Raw genomic sequence first — 16,320 nt, 5'->3', positions numbered from 1 at the left:
CGCCCCAGCGAATCGACAGGAATTTAATCATGGCAAAACCTGCTGCTCGTCCTCGTAAAAAAGTTAAAAAGACAGTGGTTGATGGCATCGCCCACATCCATGCTTCTTTTAACAACACCATCGTGACCATCACCGACCGTCAAGGTAACGCTCTTTCCTGGGCTACCTCCGGTGGTTCGGGTTTCCGCGGTTCCCGCAAGTCCACCCCGTTCGCTGCTCAAGTAGCTGCTGAGCGTGCTGGTCAAGCTGCGCTGGAATACGGCCTGAAAAACCTCGACGTGAACGTCAAGGGTCCAGGTCCAGGTCGTGAATCCGCAGTCCGCGCTTTGAACGGCTGTGGCTACAAGATCGCCAGCATCACCGACGTGACGCCAATCCCGCACAACGGGTGCCGTCCGCCGAAGAAGCGCCGCGTGTAATCCAGGAGATTGTAAAGAATGGCTCGTTACATTGGTCCAAAATGCAAACTCGCTCGTCGCGAAGGCACCGATCTCTTCCTGAAGAGCGGCGTGCGCGCTATCGAATCGAAGTGCAACATTGAAGCAGCACCTGGTATCCACGGCCAACGCCGCGGTCGCCAGTCCGACTACGGCACCCAACTGCGTGAAAAGCAGAAGGTCCGTCGTATCTACGGCGTTCTCGAGCGTCAGTTCAGCGGCTACTACAAAGAAGCTGCTGGCAAGAAAGGTGCAACTGGTGAAAACCTGCTGCAACTGCTCGAATGCCGTCTGGACAACGTTGTATACCGTATGGGCTTTGGTTCGACTCGTGCCGAATCCCGTCAGCTGGTATCGCACAAGTCGATCAGCGTTAACGGTCAGACCGTAAACGTTCCGTCCTACCAGGTTCGTGCTGGTGACGTGGTTGCTGTTCGCGAGAAAGCAAAAAACCAACTTCGCATTGTCCAAGCTCTCGATCTGTGTGCCCAACGTGGCCGCGTAGAATGGGTAGAAGTAGACACTGAGAAGAAGTCGGGCGTTTTCAAGAACGTTCCTGCTCGCAGTGATCTGTCCGCCGACATCAACGAAAGCCTGATTGTCGAGCTCTACTCCAAGTAAGGGCTAGAAAATAGGTGCATCCATGCAGATTTCGGTAAATGAGTTCCTGACACCCCGCCACATTGATGTGCAGGTTGTCAGTCCAACCCGCGCCAAGATCACTCTCGAGCCTCTCGAGCGTGGTTTTGGCCACACCCTGGGCAACGCGCTGCGCCGCATCCTGTTGTCCTCAATGCCCGGCTGCGCAGTAGTCGAGGCCGAGATTGACGGTGTGCTCCACGAGTACAGCGCCATCGAAGGTGTACAGGAAGACGTAATTGAAATCCTGTTGAACCTTAAAGGTCTGGCCATCAAGCTGCACGGTCGTGACGAAGTTACGCTGACCTTGTCGAAGAAGGGTTCGGGGGTGGTTACCGCTGCCGATATTCAGCTGGATCATGATGTCGAGATCGTTAATCCCGATCACGTAATCGCTAACCTGGCGTCTAACGGCGCCCTGAACATGAAGCTCACCGTAGCTCGTGGTCGTGGTTATGAACCAGCAGACTCGCGTCAGAGCGATGAAGACGAAAGCCGCAGCATCGGTCGCTTGCAGCTTGACTCTTCGTTCAGCCCGGTTCGCCGTATCGCATACGTGGTGGAAAACGCCCGTGTCGAGCAGCGCACCAACCTGGACAAGCTGGTTATTGATCTGGAAACCAACGGTACTCTGGATCCTGAAGAGGCTATCCGCCGCGCTGCAACCATTCTGCAACAGCAGTTGGCTGCGTTCGTCGACCTCAAAGGTGACAGTGAGCCAGTGGTTGTCGAGCAGGAAGACGAGATCGATCCGATCCTGCTTCGCCCGGTTGACGATCTGGAACTGACTGTACGTTCGGCTAACTGCCTTAAGGCGGAAAACATCTACTACATCGGTGACCTGATTCAGCGTACCGAAGTAGAGCTGTTGAAGACTCCGAACCTGGGCAAGAAATCCTTGACTGAAATCAAGGACGTTCTGGCCTCCCGCGGTCTGTCCCTCGGCATGCGCCTCGACAACTGGCCGCCTGCAAGTCTTAAGAAGGACGACAAGGCGACTGCCTGATCGTCGTAATCACCGAACGTAGTGTTTGGTAAGGAATGAACCATGCGTCATCGTAAAAGTGGGCGTCACCTGAGCCGCACCAGCTCGCACCGCAAGGCCATGTTCCAGAACATGGCGGTGTCGCTGTTCGAGCACGAGCTGATCAAAACTACTCTGCCAAAAGCCAAAGAACTGCGCCGCGTTGCCGAGCCGCTGATCACTCTGGCCAAGACAGACAGCGTTGCTAACCGTCGTCTGGCTTTCGACCGTACTCGTTCGAAAGCTATCGTTGGTAAGCTCTTCAACGACCTGGGCAAGCGTTACGCTACCCGTGAGGGTGGCTACCTGCGCATCCTCAAGTGCGGTTTCCGCGCTGGCGACAACGCGCCTATGGCGTACGTCGAACTGGTTGATCGTGCTGTCGGCGGTGAAGCTGTATCCGCTGAGTAAGACATCAGTCTGAAACAAGGAACCGGGCCTAGTGCCCGGTTTTTTGTGCCTGTAAGAAATGCGCTATTCGTACAAGCTTCTACCCTGTTTGGTTCTGCACTATGTGCCAGGATTTATCGTTAGTTTTTCTCTATTGATAGTCATGAGTTAATGAATTTGTGGCTGTCATATTGATGATCGATACTCCCTAACAAGCCGATTAGCCGGCAGTTCAAGACCGATAGAGGATGAAGATTGCATGAGCCAGAACAAGACGCTTACGACCGCCAGTGGCGCACCTGTCGCTGATAACCAGAATTCTCGCTCCGCTGGCCCTCGTGGCCCGTTGCTGCTCGATGATTTCCATCTGATCGAGAAGCTTGCTCACTTCAACCGGGAAAACATTCCTGAGCGTCGTGTACACGCCAAGGGTTCGGGCGCATACGGTACTTTCACGGTCACTCGCGACATTACGCAGTACACCAGCGCCAAGCTGTTCTCCGCTGTCGGCAAACAGACGCCGACCTTCCTGCGTTTTTCAACGGTCGGTGGCGAGCGTGGCTCGGCCGACACCGAGCGCGATCCACGTGGCTTCGCCCTCAAGTTCTATACCGAAGAAGGCAACTGGGACATCGTCGGCAACAACACGCCGGTGTTCTTCATTCGTGATCCGCTGAAATTCCCTGACTTTATCCACACCCAGAAACGCCTGCCGCAAAGCAACCTGAAAAGCGCGCAGATGATGTGGGACTTCTGGTCGCATTCGCCTGAAGCGCTGCACCAGGTCACGATCCTGTTCTCTGATCGCGGCATTCCGGACGGCTATCGCCACATGCACGGCTTCGGCAGCCACACCTACAGCCTGATCAGCGCTCAAGGCGAGCGCCACTGGGTGAAGTGGCATTACAAGACCAAGCAAGGAATCAAGAACCTGGCGCCGGCAGACGCGGCACGTTTGGCAGGCACAGATCCCGACTACGCCCAGCGCGATCTGTTCGAGGCCATCGAACGTGGTGACTTCCCGAAATGGAGCGTGTGCATCCAGATCATGACCGAGGCCCAGGCCGCTGCGCACTACGAGAACCCGTTCGACGTGACCAAGACTTGGTCGCAGAAGGAGTTTCCACTGATTGAAGTGGGTGAGCTGGAACTGAACCGTAATCCGCTCAACTACTTTGCTGAAGTCGAGCAAGCTGCGTTCGGTCCCAGCAACATGGTGCCTGGCGTAGGTCTGTCGCCGGATCGCATGCTGCAAGGTCGTGTGTTCGCATACGCCGACGCTCACCGCTACCGTGTAGGCACCAACCACCAGCAACTGCCGGTGAATGCCCCACGCAGCCCGGTGAATACCTACCAGCGTGATGGTTCGATGGCTTTTGGCAGCAATGGTGGCGCAGCGCCTAACTACGAGCCGAACAGCTATGTAGAGTCGCCGAAGCAAGCGCCGCACTATGCCGAGCCTGCACTGGCCCTGAGCGGCGCGGCTGATCGCTACGATCATCGTGAAGACAGCGACTACTACAGCCACGCCGGTGCGCTGTTCCGTTTGATGAGCGACGAGCAGAAAGCATTGCTGGTCAGCAACATCGCCGGCGCGATGGCGGGTGTATCGAGTGATGTCGTCGACCGTCAGTTGCAGCATTTCCACAAAGCCGATCCGGCGTACGGAGAAGCAATCGCAAAACTGCTCAACGTACAGCTTAACGAAGTCTAAACGAGAAGCAGAACCGCCCTCATTAGGGCGGTTTTTGCGTTATTTAGGCTGCTTTTCTCAGAATATCTTCGCTTTTATTGCGCGAAGTGAGTGACCTTCCAGTCAGGTTGGTTCAAACTACAGACTTTCAAGCAGGGAGATGTAGGGCGATGCAAGGCCACCCAGACGTTATCGATTACCTCAACACGTTGCTGACCGGCGAACTGGCCGCGCGTGACCAATATTTCGTTCACTCGCGGATGTATGAGGACTGGGGATTCACCAAGCTCTACGAACGAATCAACCACGAGATGGAAGAAGAGGCCGGTCACGCCGATGCGCTGATGCGCCGGATTCTGATGCTCGAAGGCACTCCGCGCATGCGCCCGGATGACCTGGATGTTGGTACCACGGTCGAGACCATGCTCGAAGCGGATTTGCGTCTTGAGTACAAAGTGCGCGCCGCGCTGTGCAAGGGCATCGAACTGTGCGAACAGCACGGCGACTATGTCAGCCGCGAGATCCTGCGGGTTCAGCTCAATGACACCGAAGAAGATCACACCTACTGGCTTGAAAAGCAGTTGGGCCTGATCAAACTGATCGGTATCCAGAACTACCTGCAGTCCCACGCGTCCTGATTGCAGCCGATACAAAAAAGCCCCTGTCACTGATGAAGTGGCAGGGGTTTTTTCATGCCCGGCGATCAGGCCCGATCGCGGAGCAACAGCGGCTTGAGGTAATGGCCGGTGTGAGACTGTTTCATCTCGGCCACTTCCTCCGGCGTGCCGGTGGCGATGATCTGCCCACCTTTCGAGCCACCCTCGGGGCCGAGATCCACTAGCCAGTCGGCGGTCTTGATCACGTCGAGGTTGTGCTCGATCACCACCACGGTGTTGCCGTGGTCGCGCAGGCGATGCAGTACGTCGAGCAGTTGCTGGATATCCGCGAAGTGCAGACCGGTGGTCGGCTCGTCGAGGATGTACAGGGTCTTGCCGGTATCGCGTTTGGACAGCTCGCGAGACAACTTGACCCGCTGAGCCTCACCACCGGACAGCGTGGTCGCCGACTGCCCGAGCTTGATGTAGGACAGGCCTACATCCATCAGCGTTTGCAGCTTGCGCGCCAGCGCTGGTACCGCATCGAAGAACTCCCGCGCTTCCTCGATGGTCATCTCGAGGGTTTCGTGGATGCTCTTGCCCTTGTATTTGATCTCCAGTGTTTCGCGGTTGTAGCGCTTGCTCTTGCACACGTCGCACGGAACGTAGATGTCCGGCAGGAAGTGCATTTCCACCTTGATCAGACCGTCGCCCTGGCAGGCTTCGCAACGACCACCCTTCACGTTGAACGAGAAACGCCCCGGGCCGTAACCACGGGAGCGGGACTCGGGCACGCCGGCGAACAGTTCGCGGATCGGCGTGAACAGCCCGGTATAGGTTGCCGGGTTGGAGCGTGGTGTACGGCCGATCGGGCTCTGGTCGATGTCGACAACCTTGTCCAGATGTTCCAGGCCTTTGATGCTGTCGTGGGCTGCGGCTTCCAGGGTGGTCGCGCCATTGAGTGCCGTTGCGCTCAGCGGGAACAGCGTGTTGTTGATCAGCGTCGATTTGCCGGAGCCGGAAACGCCGGTCACGCAGGTCAGCAGGCCGATCGGGATTTCCAGGTCAACGTTGCGCAGGTTGTTGCCACGCGCGCCCTTGAGCGCCAGCACCTGTTTCTTGTTGCGCGGCGTGCGCTTGGCCGGCACTTCAATCTTCACCCGGCCCGACAGGTATTTACCGGTCAGCGAGTCCGGGTGTGCCATGACTTCGTCCGGCGTGCCTTCGGCGACGATCTGCCCGCCATGAACCCCGGCGCCCGGGCCGATATCCACTACGTAGTCAGCGAGACGAATCGCGTCTTCGTCATGCTCGACCACGATCACCGTATTGCCGATGTCGCGCAGGTGCTTGAGGGTGCCGAGCAGGCGGTCATTGTCGCGCTGGTGCAGGCCAATGGACGGCTCGTCGAGGATGTACAGAACACCCACCAGGCCCGCGCCGATCTGGCTGGCCAGACGAATCCGCTGTGCCTCGCCGCCAGATAGCGTGTCGGCACTGCGATCCAGCGACAGATAGTCGAGACCGACATTGACCAGGAATTGCAGGCGCTCGCGGATTTCCTTGAGAATCTTGTCGGCGATCTCGCCACGGCGCCCGGTCATCTTCAGCGCGCCGAAGTAATCGCAAGCGTCGCCGATCGGCAGGTTGGTCACCGCCGGCAGGGTTTTCTCGCCGACCCACACGTGCCGCGCTTCGCGACGCAGGCGGGTGCCACGGCAATCCGGGCAGGACTGGGTGCTGAGGAACTTCGCCAGTTCTTCGCGAACGCTTGCCGATTCGGTTTCGCGGTAGCGGCGTTCGAGATTCGGCACGATGCCTTCGAACGGGTGCGAGCGCTTGACGATGTCGCCCCGGTCGTTGAGGTATTTGAAATCGACGTTCTGCGAGCCGCTGCCGTGCAGGATGTACTTCTGCTGGTCGGCCGGCAGCTCGTTGAACGGCTGCTCCAGGCTGAAGCCGTAATGCGCGGCCAGCGAGCCGAGCATCTGGAAGTAATAGACGTTGCGCCGATCCCAGCCACGAATCGCGCCCTCGGCCAGCGTGAGTTCACCGTTGACCAGTCGCTTGATGTCGAAGAACTGCTTCACGCCCAGACCGTCGCAGGTCGGGCAGGCGCCGGCCGGGTTGTTGAAGGAAAACAGCTTGGGTTCCAGCTCGCTGATCGCGTGGCCGCAGATCGGGCAGGCGAAGCGCGCGGAGAAAATCATCTCTTCGCCTGGCTCGTCGTCCATCGGCGCCACCAGCGCGATGCCGTCCGCCAGCTTCAGCGCGGTCTCGAAGGATTCCGCCAGACGCTGCTGCAGATCCGCGCGAACCTTGAAGCGGTCGACCACGACTTCAATCGTGTGCTTCTTCTGTTTATCCAGTTTCGGCAGTTCGTCCAGCTCGCAGAGCCGGCCGTTGACCCGGGCCCGGACGAAGCCCTGGGCGCGCAGTTCTTCGAACACCGACAGATGCTCGCCCTTGCGCTCGCGAATCACCGGCGCCAGCAGCATCAGCTTGCTGCCTTCCGGCTGAGCCAGCACCAGGTCGACCATCTGGCTGACGGTCTGGGCTTCCAGCGGAATGTCGTGATCCGGGCAGCGCGGCGTACCGACGCGGGCATACAGCAGACGCAGGTAGTCGTAGATTTCAGTGATGGTGCCGACCGTGGAGCGCGGGTTGTGCGAGGTCGACTTCTGTTCGATGGAGATCGCCGGCGACAGGCCTTCGATGGTGTCGACGTCGGGTTTTTCCATCATCGACAGGAACTGTCGGGCATAGGCCGACAGGGATTCGACATAGCGGCGCTGACCTTCGGCGTACAGCGTGTCGAAGGCCAGGGACGACTTGCCGGATCCGGACAGGCCGGTGATGACGATCAGTTTGTCCCGTGGCAGGGTCAGGTCGATGTTCTTCAGGTTGTGGGTGCGGGCCCCACGAATCAGGATCTTGTCCAAAATGGCCTCGCTCGGCGGGCGTCGAAAACACAGGAGTATACGGCCAAATACTGGATGGATGCACACTATCAAGTTAAGGGTTTTTTGCCTTACATGAAGAGAGTTTCATCTGTACGCGTCAAAGCGTCGCGATATACCCCGTCTCTCGATGGGACTGGTAGAATCGCCGCCGGTTCACACGAGGTTTTTCCATGCACGATCCCCACAGCGAACGCATGAGTGGCAGCGAGACCCGCGCGGCGAGCGGTCTGGCCCTGGTGTTCGCCTTCCGTATGCTTGGCATGTTCATGGTGTTGCCGGTACTGGCGACCTACGGCATGGATCTGGCGGGAGCGACCCCGGCCCTGATCGGGCTGGCGATCGGCGCTTACGGCCTGACCCAGGCGATTTTCCAGATTCCGTTCGGGATCATTTCCGACCGCATCGGTCGCCGTCCGGTGATTTACCTGGGGCTGATCGTCTTCGCCCTCGGCAGCGTGCTGGCGGCTCAGGCCGATTCGATCTGGGGCGTGATTGCCGGGCGGATCCTGCAGGGCGCCGGCGCTATTTCTGCGGCGGTCATGGCCTTGCTCTCCGACCTGACCCGCGAACAGCACCGCACCAAGGCAATGGCCATGATCGGCATGACCATCGGCCTGTCGTTCGCCGTGGCGATGGTGGTCGGCCCGCTGCTGACCCGTGCATTCGGCTTGTCCGGCCTGTTCCTCGCCACCGGTGGCATGGCACTGGTCGGGGTCGTGATCGTGATGTTCATGGTGCCGAAATCCACCGGGCCGTTGAGCCATCGCGAGTCCGGCGTTGCACGGCAGGCGTTGATGCCGACACTCAAGCACCCGGACCTGCTGCGGCTGGACCTGGGCATTTTTGTGTTACATGCGATGTTGATGTCGAGCTTCGTCGCACTGCCTTTGGCGTTGGTTGAAAAGGCCGGTCTGCCCAAGGAACAGCACTGGTGGGTCTACCTCACCGCACTGCTGATTTCTTTCTTCGCCATGATCCCGTTCATTATCTACGGCGAGAAGAAACGCAAAATGAAACGAGTTTTGCTCGGCGCCGTGATGACGCTGATGCTCACTGAGCTATTCTTCTGGCAGTTCGGTGACAGCCTGCGGGCTCTGGTGATCGGGACGGTGGTGTTCTTCACCGCGTTCAATCTGCTGGAAGCTTCGCTGCCGTCGCTGATCAGCAAGGTTTCACCGGCAGGTGGCAAAGGCACGGCCATGGGCGTGTACTCCACCAGTCAGTTCCTCGGTTCGGCACTCGGCGGTATTCTCGGCGGCTGGATGTTCCAGCATGGCGGTCTGTCGGTTGTGTTCCTCGGATGTGCCGGGCTGGCTGCACTTTGGCTGGCCTTTGCTGTTACCATGCGCGAACCTCCCTACGTGACGAGCCTGCGCCTGCCGTTGTCGCCCGAAGCGATCCGCGAAGCGGGTCTGGTCGAGCGTCTCAAGGCCCTCGTAGGGGTAACTGATGCAGTGATAGTCGCTGATGAAGCGGCGATCTACATCAAACTGGACACCGAATTAATGGATCGCACCACTCTCGAACGCCTGGTGAACAACCCGGCGCAGACTGCGTGCGAAGCCTAGGAGAACGTTATGGCCCGTGGGGTTAACAAAGTCATTCTGGTCGGTACTTGCGGCCAGGATCCCGAAGTACGCTACCTGCCCAACGGTAACGCCGTGACCAACCTGAGTCTGGCGACCAGCGAGCAGTGGACCGACAAGCAGACCGGTCAGAAGGTCGAGAAGACCGAGTGGCACCGCGTATCGATGTTCGGCAAGGTTGCCGAAATCGCCGGCGAATACCTGCGCAAGGGTTCGCAGGTTTACATCGAAGGCAAGCTGCAGACCCGTGAGTGGGAAAAAGACGGTATCAAGCGTTATACCACTGAAATCGTGGTCGACATGCAAGGCACCATGCAACTGCTCGGCGGCCGTCCACAACAGGGCGACCAACAAGGCGGTGGCAACAACTACCAGCAGCAGGCGCCACGCCAGCAGGCTCCGCGTCCGCAGCAGTCGGCACCTCAGCAGCGTTCGGCCCCGGCTCCACAGCAGGCCGCACCGCAACCGGCTCCGGATTTCGACAGCTTCGATGACGACATTCCGTTCTGATTCGCTGCTGTATCCGCGCTAAACAAAAAAGGCCCGTCGCTGAATGCGACGGGCCTTTTTCATGCACGCAGGTTTTTCAATCAAGAATCAGATGTGGCAGAAACCGGCTCGAATCCTTGGTGATAAGGCTGTTGTCTTCGCGTACGCCAATCCCCGCCGCCTGATCACCGATTACCCACGAACCGATCAACGTGTAGCTGTCGTCGAACTTCGGCAAAGGGGCAAACTCCTGCAGGATGAAGGGCGCGTCGGTGTAGGGCCCATCCTCTTTGACGATCAGACCTTCGGCGGTCTGCAGCTCGATGTTGGCGCCTTCCCGAGAGAAGTACGGTTTGCGTACCCAACCCTTTGGCACCGCGCTGCCCGGGTTCGGGTCGAGGTGCGCGGCGAGCAGATTCGGGTGGCCCTTGTGAAACTCCCATAGCAGGGGCAGGGCGCCCTTGTTGGAGAGGATCGACTTCCACGCCGGTTCGAAAAACTGCGTGTCGCACTCGGCAATCGCCGCGCCGAACGGCTCGTGGAAGATGAATTCCCAGGCGTGCAGTTTGAACAGGTGCGGGATCCAGCGATCTTCGAGATCCACGAAGCGGCCGTCAGCGCTTAGGCCGATGTCTTCGATATCGATGTGCCGCGATTCGATGCCGACCTTCTCTGCGATCAGCCGCAGATAATCCGTGGTGCCCTTGTCTTCGACCGAGTCTTTCATCGAGGCGAAGTAAAACGGCCGCTTCAGTTTCAGTTGAGCAAAGGCTTCGTGCAGCCGGGTGTCGATGCTGTTGAACTGGTCGGCATGGCGCGGCAGCATTCCGCGCTCGATGCATTGCTCCAGCCAGCCCCACTGGAACGCCGCCGCTTCATAAAGGCTGGTGGGCGTGTCGTAGTTGAGTTCGAGCAGCTTCGCAGGGCCGTTGCCGCTGTAGGAGAAGTCCATGCGCCCGTACAGATGCGGATGACCTTCCAGCCAGGACGTTCGGATCATGTCGTAGTACGGTGCCGGAATGCTCAGACGATCCAGCAGTTCTTCGCTGTGCACGACGCGGTCGACCAGATCCATGCACATCTCGTGCAACTCGGTGGTCGGATCCTCCAGATCGTTTTCGATCTGCGCGAGCGTGAACTGGTAGTAGGCGCGCTCGTCCCAGTACGGCTCGTCGTCGATGGTATGAAACAGAAAACCGAGGCTTTCGGCGGTCTGTTTCCAGTCGTGGCGCTCGGCGAAGTGGATCTTCTTCATGGTCAGCTGCTCGAACGGCCCCAGCCGCCCCAACCGCTGCGTGCGCTGGACTGGCTGCCGAAACCGCCACGGGAAGTGGACGAGGCGACGTTGACCGGTTTGCGGTAATCGCTGTCGTAGTCCCGCTGGCTGCGGCTCGGTGCCGACTCGATTCGACGGTTCAGCGTCGAGGTGTCGTAGGTCTGGCGGGTATTGCGCTCACGATAAACCGGCCGCGAGTCGCTCGCGCGGTTGTTGCTCATGGCATTGCCGATCAGCCATCCGGTGAGCCAACCGTTGCCTGCACCGCTGGATGAGTGCGAGGTACTTGTCTGATTGCTCTGCACGGCAGCCGCATCACCCGCCGGCATCTGTGCATTGGCGATCGCATCGAGGTTCTGCGCCGGCTCACCGTCCTGCGGCACCTTGAAGCCACCGAGTTTCGGCACGAAACGGCCGGCGGAATTTTTCTGACACCAGTCAGCAGCAAAGTCCGCGTCGCAGGCAGCCTTGTCGTCGTAGGCCGGGGAGATCCGCCGGTGTTCGGCCAGGGCGGCGACGTAGGCATTCGAGCAGACATCCGGCGCCAGTTCGGCGTCGACGCATTGTTCGACACTCTGGAAGTTGCGTTGCTGTTCCTGGGCGGCCACTTCACCGGAAATCGCCAGGGCCACCGAAGCGGCCAGCGACAGTTGAACGTACTTGCTTCGTTTCATCTCAGGCTTCCTGCCGATCAGTAGGACGGGGTCATGCACGCGGCGTTGAGCATGCCGACGCTGATTGCCACCGCCGCCACATAAATGCCCGCGGCGATTTCACCGTTGGCGATGCGTTGGGACGTGCCTTTGAGCACCAGCCCGGTCGCCAGGAAGGCCAGCAATTGCACCACAGCCGCGATCACCGCCCAGAGCACGAAGTCGAGCACGTTGATCGAATGGGCGATCACGTTGCTCGCCGGAATCGCGAAGCCGATGATCGCGCCGGACAGGGCAATGGCGGCGGCGACGTTGCCGGAACGGATCAGCTCGAATTCCTTGTGCGGCGTGACGCGGGTGTAGACGAACTGAAACAGCATGAACAGCAGCACGGCGCCGATCAGGTAGGCAACGAAACCGACCAGCGCGGCTTTGTTCAGGGAAATGGACAACGCTTCCAGCATGGAAAACTTCCTTTTAGATAGTGCTCAAATCGGTGGTGTACAGCGAGATGCCCAGCGAGGTGCTCAGGCTGACGGTGCCTTCTTCGTCCTGTTCGACGGAGAACAGCAAGAGCTCGCGGCGATCGGTCAGGCCGGTCTCGCGGGCGTAGAGCATCGAGTGATGGTTGATGGTGTAGGACTCGTCCGGGTTGATCACCTGTTCGGTGAGCGGCACCAGTTCGGTCTGGCCGCGTTCGGTGCCCCATTCACGAGTGTATTCGACACCTTCGTGGCAGTAGGTCGGCAGGCCGATCAGGCTGTTCGGGCCGGCCAGGCGCTGCAATTCGGCGTCACTGTTGACCGTCACATAGCTGAGGTAGTTGAACAGCGTCACCGACTCGATCTGGTCGTCGCCGGTGACATGGACTTGTACCCAGAACTCTTCATCGTTCAGATAGTAGCGATGCAGTTTGTTCGACTGACCGAGGTCGATCCAGCCGGCGCTCCAGATGGCCTGGGCGTCGGGAACACGTACCGAGGTGCTGCCGTCGAGCAACAGGCCGAGGGTCGTGTCGAAGCGGATCGCCTTGCCCTGCGCCAGTCCGAGCGGGCCACCGGCAGACTCGGAGGTCGACGCCGCCGACTGCCGGTTGCTGGTGCCGAGCAAATCTTTGAACCATCCCATGGGTACATTCCTTGAAGCGGGTGGAGGTATTCGTTGGCAAAACGCCGCTAGTGTACCGGGCCGCGCGGCGAACGAGCAGGCAAAAAAAAGAAGGGCACGCGGTGCCCTTCTTTTTCTGGCCGCCGTTACTGGGCGGACTTCTGCTTCAGACGCTCGAGGATGGCGTTGGCGCTGCCTTCGTTCGGCGTGATGCCGGCTTCGCGCAGCTTGCGGTCCAGGTCGTTGCCGGTCGTGGCATCGGCCAGTTCGTCCTGAGCATTCAGCTCGGCGGCACGTTGCTTTTGCTTTTCCTGCAGACGGTTCAGGGTGCCGACGGCGGTTTCCAGTTTGCCGTTGGCGCCGCCGCTGGCGATCGAAGCGCTGACCTGAGCCTTCTGCACGCTTTCACGGGCCTTAGCCATGTCCACTTGCTGGCGCAGGCTCTTGATCCGCGCTTCGGCCTTGTTGATGTCCTTGCGCATGTTGTCGGCGTAGGTGCCGAACTCGTCGCTCTGGGCCTTCTCGGTGGTCAGGTCGTTGGTCAGGGTCGAAATTGCTTCGGCCACTTCCATCGCCAGATCTTCGCGGCCGGCGTTCAGGGCGGAAACAGCCTTGGCTTCCAGGTCCTTGATCTTGGCGTCGTACTCGCTCACGCGGTCGGCGGACAGCTTGTGCTTGGCCATGATGGTGACCAGTTCGCGACGGGCGTTGGACAGGGCGCTGTCGGCGTCACGGATTTCCTGATCGAGGATGCGCAGGGCCTGTTGGTCAACGATCGCTTCGCCGACTTCATTGGCGCCGCCGCGCAGCGCGGTGAACAACTTGTTCCAGATGGACTGAGTCATTGGATTTTCCCTGTTGATTACTTGAAGAAGTGTTCGAAAGCTTCGCTGGCGCGCTGCACGTTGTCGACCAGGGTTTTCACCTCGGTGACTACGTTGGTCAGGCTCGAATCGGCACTCAGTGCACCGAACATGTTGTAGACGGTCTGGCCATTGGGCATGGTTTCGATGCCGATCGACGACAGCGGGAACATTTCCCGGCTGCGCAGCACGGCGTCGTTGAACGCGCGTACGTCGGTGATCGAATCAATGTCCACCAGCACGGTGTCGACGATGATCTGCTGGCCGGCGATGGCGATGTGAATCGGCAGACCGCCGAATTCGTTCATTTCCAGCTTGAGGCTGGGTTCGGAGCTCTGGATCAGAGACAGCGTGATTTCTTGCGAAGCCACCTCGTCCAGCGCCTTGAAAGCGTTGTAGAGGCTATCGATGTTCCAGTTGTTGCCTGCGCTCATGTAATTCTCCGACATGAAAGAGCCAGCCAGAATCGGTTGGCGTAGCTGTTGCTCCATTTGCTTGAGCAAGCTTCGGTTTTCCGGAAGCACCCAAGTTTCGTGTTTCACATAACCGGCGGCAGCCAGGCCCGCGCGCATCTGCTTCATGTAGAAGCTCGACGGTTTTTTCGCGGACGGTGTCGAGCGCACTCCCTTTGGGCTCTCTGACTTAGTGGCGGGGGAGCGGCTTTTCATGGCGATGACTCCGTTATGAACATCTCACGCGTGAGCAACACTACAACCAAATCAAAATGCCATCAATGGCTCACGCGTGAGATTTTCATGACACGCGAAAAAACGTCCGCAACGAGGCGGGCGCAGGTTTTTCTGGTTGTATCAGAGCAGGGCTCAGCGGCTGGCGACGAGGAACTCGTCGGTGGACACCACGCTGGCGTAGGCAAACCCCAGCGCCGACATGAACGCCGCATGCACGTGGGCGGCGGGAACGGTCAGGCCGTTGAATTCCAGGTCACGGCTGGCGCAGGCATCGTGGATCACCGTGACGGTGTAACCCAGATCTGCCGCTGCGCGGGTGATGCCGTCGACGCACATGTGGCTCATGCTACCGACCACTACCAACTCTTTGATGCCTTGTTCATCGAGGATCGATTGCAGCTCTGTTTCGCGGAATGAATTGACGAAGTGCTTGAGCACTACCGGCTCATCGGCGCGGTTGAGCACTTTCGGATGCAGTTTCGCGCCTTCAGAGCCCGGGGTGAAAAACGGTGCTTCGGGCGAAGTGAATTCGTGGCGGATGTGCACCACCGAATCACCGGCCTCGCGGAACGCCGCGATCAACCGGGCGGCGTTGTCCGCTGCGGCGTCGGCACCGGCCAGCGGCCACTTGCCTTGGGGGAAGTAGTCGTTCTGGATATCGACTACGATGAGCGCTTGCTTGGCCATGGGTGTGTCCTCGAAGTGAACGTTGGGTGTGGGCTCAGTATTGGCGCTGGCCACGTTTTCGAGGATTGGCCGCACCGACAATACACAGGGGAAAACTGACAATGGACGCGAAACCGGCGGTCGTCGAACTGGGTGTGCTGATCTATCCCGGCGCGCAGCTGGCGGCGGTGCATGGGTTGACCGACCTGTTCGCGGTGGCCAACCGGGTCGCTGCCGAGCACCAGAGTGCGCAGTTGCCGCGCTTGCGGGTCAGCCATTGGCAGGTTGAGGGCGATCAGCCGCCGGTACGGGTCCACGACAGCAACCCCGGTGCCGAAACCGGTCTGGTGGCGGTCGTGATTCCGCCGTCCATTGGTGGTTTCTCGGCGGCCCAGGTGTCCGTCGGGTTGATTCACTGGCTGCGCGAGCAACACGCCCGCGGCGCCACCCTCGGCGGGGTGTGCGTGGGTTCTCTGCTGCTGGCCGAAAGCGGTCTGCTCGACGGTCGCAGCGCCACCACGCACTGGACGTCAGCCAAGGCGTTCGCCGAGCGTTATCCGCACATCAAACTCAAGGCCGACACACCGATTGTCGATGACGGCGACCTGATCACCACGGCCGGATTGATGGCCTGGTCGGAGCTGGGATTGCGGCTGGTCGATCGTCTGCTCGGGCCGAGCATCGCCAGCGCGACCGCACGGTTTCTGGTGGTGGAACACAGCGACAGCGCCAGTGCCTGCGGCAGCAATTTCGCCCCGATCCTCAATCATGGCGACGCGGCGATTCTCAAGGTTCAGCACTGGCTGCAAGGCAATGGCGCGACCGATGTCTCACTGACGGCGATGGCCGAGCGCGCGGGCCTGGAAGAACGTACTTTCCTGCGCCGTTTCCGCGCGGCGACCGGCCTGAAACCCACCGAATACTGCCAGCACCTGCGGGTCGGCAAGGCCCGGGAAATGCTCGAGTTCACCAATGGCACTATTGACCACATCGCGTGGACGGTGGGCTATCAGGATCCGGGAGCCTTTCGCGCGACGTTCAAGAAAATCACCGGGCTGGCGCCGAGTGAATACCGCACGCGATTCGGCGTGAGTCCGCCGCCAGCCGTGGCGAAGTAATACGCACCCGTCGTGCAAAATGCCGGAGCCCACAGCGCAGTCGTGCAGATTGAAACAGGCGCGGTGCCAGCACGGGTTTTTCAAGTGGCTGATTTGCAGGGCGTTTCCGGCGAACCCCGGTTGGCCTGATC

The 16,320-nt window shown here is 59.6% G+C and carries 17 protein-coding genes; 9 read left to right on the top strand and 8 right to left on the bottom strand.

Features of this window, described 5'->3' with window-relative positions; all coding sequences use genetic code 11:
* The first annotated feature begins 29 nt into the window (after positions 1 to 29).
* The 6 genes from rpsK (at position 30) to bfr (ending at position 4,821) form a co-directional block, all read left to right on the top strand.
* Positions 30 to 419 carry a 30S ribosomal protein S11 gene (rpsK, locus tag GQX66_RS05475; RefSeq protein ID WP_002555466.1) on the top strand — a complete coding sequence of 130 codons (390 nt, stop codon included), beginning with the start codon at positions 30 to 32 and terminating at the stop codon, positions 417 to 419.
* 18 nt (positions 420 to 437) lie between these two features.
* On the top strand, positions 438 to 1,058 hold the full coding sequence (gene rpsD, locus GQX66_RS05470) for a 30S ribosomal protein S4 (protein ID WP_003176404.1): 621 nt from the start codon (positions 438 to 440) through the stop codon (positions 1,056 to 1,058).
* Positions 1,059 to 1,080: 22 nt separating this feature from the next.
* A complete protein-coding gene (gene rpoA / locus GQX66_RS05465; protein ID WP_003186012.1) occupies positions 1,081 to 2,082 on the top strand; it encodes a DNA-directed RNA polymerase subunit alpha in 1,002 nt (333 codons plus the stop codon).
* 42 nt (positions 2,083 to 2,124) lie between these two features.
* On the top strand, positions 2,125 to 2,511 hold the full coding sequence (gene rplQ, locus GQX66_RS05460) for a 50S ribosomal protein L17 (protein ID WP_007955635.1): 387 nt from the start codon (positions 2,125 to 2,127) through the stop codon (positions 2,509 to 2,511).
* Between the two features lie 238 nt (positions 2,512 to 2,749).
* Positions 2,750 to 4,204 carry a catalase gene (locus GQX66_RS05455; RefSeq protein ID WP_085747592.1) on the top strand — a complete coding sequence of 485 codons (1,455 nt, stop codon included), beginning with the start codon at positions 2,750 to 2,752 and terminating at the stop codon, positions 4,202 to 4,204.
* Between the two features lie 149 nt (positions 4,205 to 4,353).
* Positions 4,354 to 4,821, top strand: coding sequence for a bacterioferritin (gene bfr, locus GQX66_RS05450; protein ID WP_102686410.1), 468 nt, complete (start codon positions 4,354 to 4,356; stop codon positions 4,819 to 4,821).
* Positions 4,822 to 4,886: 65 nt separating this feature from the next.
* On the opposite strand, the gene uvrA is transcribed toward bfr, so the two are convergent.
* Positions 4,887 to 7,721, bottom strand: a complete 2,835-nt coding sequence (uvrA, locus tag GQX66_RS05445) for an excinuclease ABC subunit UvrA (RefSeq protein WP_085747593.1) — start codon at positions 7,719 to 7,721, stop codon at positions 4,887 to 4,889.
* Positions 7,722 to 7,912: 191 nt separating this feature from the next.
* Here uvrA and GQX66_RS05440 point away from each other — a divergent pair, with 191 nt between their 5' ends.
* Positions 7,913 to 9,310: an MFS transporter gene (locus GQX66_RS05440; protein ID WP_085747594.1), complete on the top strand. Its 1,398-nt coding sequence runs from the start codon at positions 7,913 to 7,915 to the stop codon at positions 9,308 to 9,310.
* 9 nt (positions 9,311 to 9,319) lie between these two features.
* Complete coding sequence (locus GQX66_RS05435; RefSeq protein ID WP_003228709.1) at positions 9,320 to 9,838, top strand: single-stranded DNA-binding protein; 519 nt, start codon at positions 9,320 to 9,322, stop codon at positions 9,836 to 9,838.
* Positions 9,839 to 9,914: 76 nt separating this feature from the next.
* On the opposite strand, the gene GQX66_RS05430 is transcribed toward GQX66_RS05435, so the two are convergent.
* From GQX66_RS05430 to GQX66_RS05400, 7 genes are all read right to left on the bottom strand, one after another.
* On the bottom strand, positions 9,915 to 11,072 hold the full coding sequence (locus tag GQX66_RS05430) for a glutathionylspermidine synthase family protein (protein WP_240867359.1): 1,158 nt from the start codon (positions 11,070 to 11,072) through the stop codon (positions 9,915 to 9,917).
* A 2-nt stretch (positions 11,073 to 11,074) separates the two neighbouring features.
* Positions 11,075 to 11,767 (bottom strand): DUF1190 domain-containing protein, encoded by a 693-nt coding sequence (locus GQX66_RS05425; protein WP_085609134.1) that lies wholly within the window; start codon positions 11,765 to 11,767, stop codon positions 11,075 to 11,077.
* Positions 11,768 to 11,784: 17 nt separating this feature from the next.
* Positions 11,785 to 12,210, bottom strand: coding sequence for a DUF350 domain-containing protein (locus tag GQX66_RS05420; protein ID WP_007955627.1), 426 nt, complete (start codon positions 12,208 to 12,210; stop codon positions 11,785 to 11,787).
* A gap of 13 nt (positions 12,211 to 12,223) precedes the next feature.
* Positions 12,224 to 12,874: a DUF2491 family protein gene (locus tag GQX66_RS05415; protein WP_134020882.1), complete on the bottom strand. Its 651-nt coding sequence runs from the start codon at positions 12,872 to 12,874 to the stop codon at positions 12,224 to 12,226.
* A 125-nt stretch (positions 12,875 to 12,999) separates the two neighbouring features.
* Positions 13,000 to 13,698, bottom strand: a complete 699-nt coding sequence (locus tag GQX66_RS05410) for a PspA/IM30 family protein (protein WP_085747597.1) — start codon at positions 13,696 to 13,698, stop codon at positions 13,000 to 13,002.
* 17 nt (positions 13,699 to 13,715) lie between these two features.
* Positions 13,716 to 14,384, bottom strand: a complete 669-nt coding sequence (locus GQX66_RS05405; protein WP_179693535.1) for a YjfI family protein — start codon at positions 14,382 to 14,384, stop codon at positions 13,716 to 13,718.
* Between the two features lie 153 nt (positions 14,385 to 14,537).
* Complete coding sequence (locus GQX66_RS05400) at positions 14,538 to 15,092, bottom strand: cysteine hydrolase family protein (RefSeq protein WP_236188918.1); 555 nt, start codon at positions 15,090 to 15,092, stop codon at positions 14,538 to 14,540.
* Positions 15,093 to 15,193: 101 nt separating this feature from the next.
* On the opposite strand from GQX66_RS05400, the gene GQX66_RS05395 reads away from it, so the two are divergent.
* The gene (locus tag GQX66_RS05395) at positions 15,194 to 16,189 is read left to right on the top strand and encodes a GlxA family transcriptional regulator (protein ID WP_240867358.1); all 996 of its coding nucleotides are present in this window, start codon (positions 15,194 to 15,196) and stop codon (positions 16,187 to 16,189) included.
* The last annotated feature ends 131 nt before the right edge of the window (positions 16,190 to 16,320 follow it).

This window comes from Pseudomonas sp. B707, from assembly GCF_022496685.1.
Taxonomy (GTDB): domain Bacteria; phylum Pseudomonadota; class Gammaproteobacteria; order Pseudomonadales; family Pseudomonadaceae; genus Aquipseudomonas; species Aquipseudomonas paraglycinae.
This window is presented reverse-complemented; position numbering and strand designations above follow the sequence as displayed.

Coding starts and splice junctions, on each gene's coding strand:
- rpsD (WP_003176404.1), top strand. CDS start 438: ATGGCTCGTTACATTGGTCCAAAATGCAAACTCGCTCGTCGCGAAGGC.
- GQX66_RS05455 (WP_085747592.1), top strand. CDS start 2,750: ATGAGCCAGAACAAGACGCTTACGACCGCCAGTGGCGCACCTGTCGCT.
- GQX66_RS05410 (WP_085747597.1), bottom strand. CDS start 13,698: ATGACTCAGTCCATCTGGAACAAGTTGTTCACCGCGCTGCGCGGCGGC.
- bfr (WP_102686410.1), top strand. CDS start 4,354: ATGCAAGGCCACCCAGACGTTATCGATTACCTCAACACGTTGCTGACC.
- rpsK (WP_002555466.1), top strand. CDS start 30: ATGGCAAAACCTGCTGCTCGTCCTCGTAAAAAAGTTAAAAAGACAGTG.
- GQX66_RS05435 (WP_003228709.1), top strand. CDS start 9,320: ATGGCCCGTGGGGTTAACAAAGTCATTCTGGTCGGTACTTGCGGCCAG.
- GQX66_RS05415 (WP_134020882.1), bottom strand. CDS start 12,874: ATGGGATGGTTCAAAGATTTGCTCGGCACCAGCAACCGGCAGTCGGCG.
- GQX66_RS05425 (WP_085609134.1), bottom strand. CDS start 11,767: ATGAAACGAAGCAAGTACGTTCAACTGTCGCTGGCCGCTTCGGTGGCC.
- GQX66_RS05405 (WP_179693535.1), bottom strand. CDS start 14,384: ATGAAAAGCCGCTCCCCCGCCACTAAGTCAGAGAGCCCAAAGGGAGTG.
- GQX66_RS05400 (WP_236188918.1), bottom strand. CDS start 15,092: ATGGCCAAGCAAGCGCTCATCGTAGTCGATATCCAGAACGACTACTTC.
- GQX66_RS05395 (WP_240867358.1), top strand. CDS start 15,194: ATGGACGCGAAACCGGCGGTCGTCGAACTGGGTGTGCTGATCTATCCC.
- GQX66_RS05420 (WP_007955627.1), bottom strand. CDS start 12,210: ATGCTGGAAGCGTTGTCCATTTCCCTGAACAAAGCCGCGCTGGTCGGT.
- GQX66_RS05430 (WP_240867359.1), bottom strand. CDS start 11,072: ATGAAGAAGATCCACTTCGCCGAGCGCCACGACTGGAAACAGACCGCC.
- GQX66_RS05440 (WP_085747594.1), top strand. CDS start 7,913: ATGCACGATCCCCACAGCGAACGCATGAGTGGCAGCGAGACCCGCGCG.
- rplQ (WP_007955635.1), top strand. CDS start 2,125: ATGCGTCATCGTAAAAGTGGGCGTCACCTGAGCCGCACCAGCTCGCAC.
- rpoA (WP_003186012.1), top strand. CDS start 1,081: ATGCAGATTTCGGTAAATGAGTTCCTGACACCCCGCCACATTGATGTG.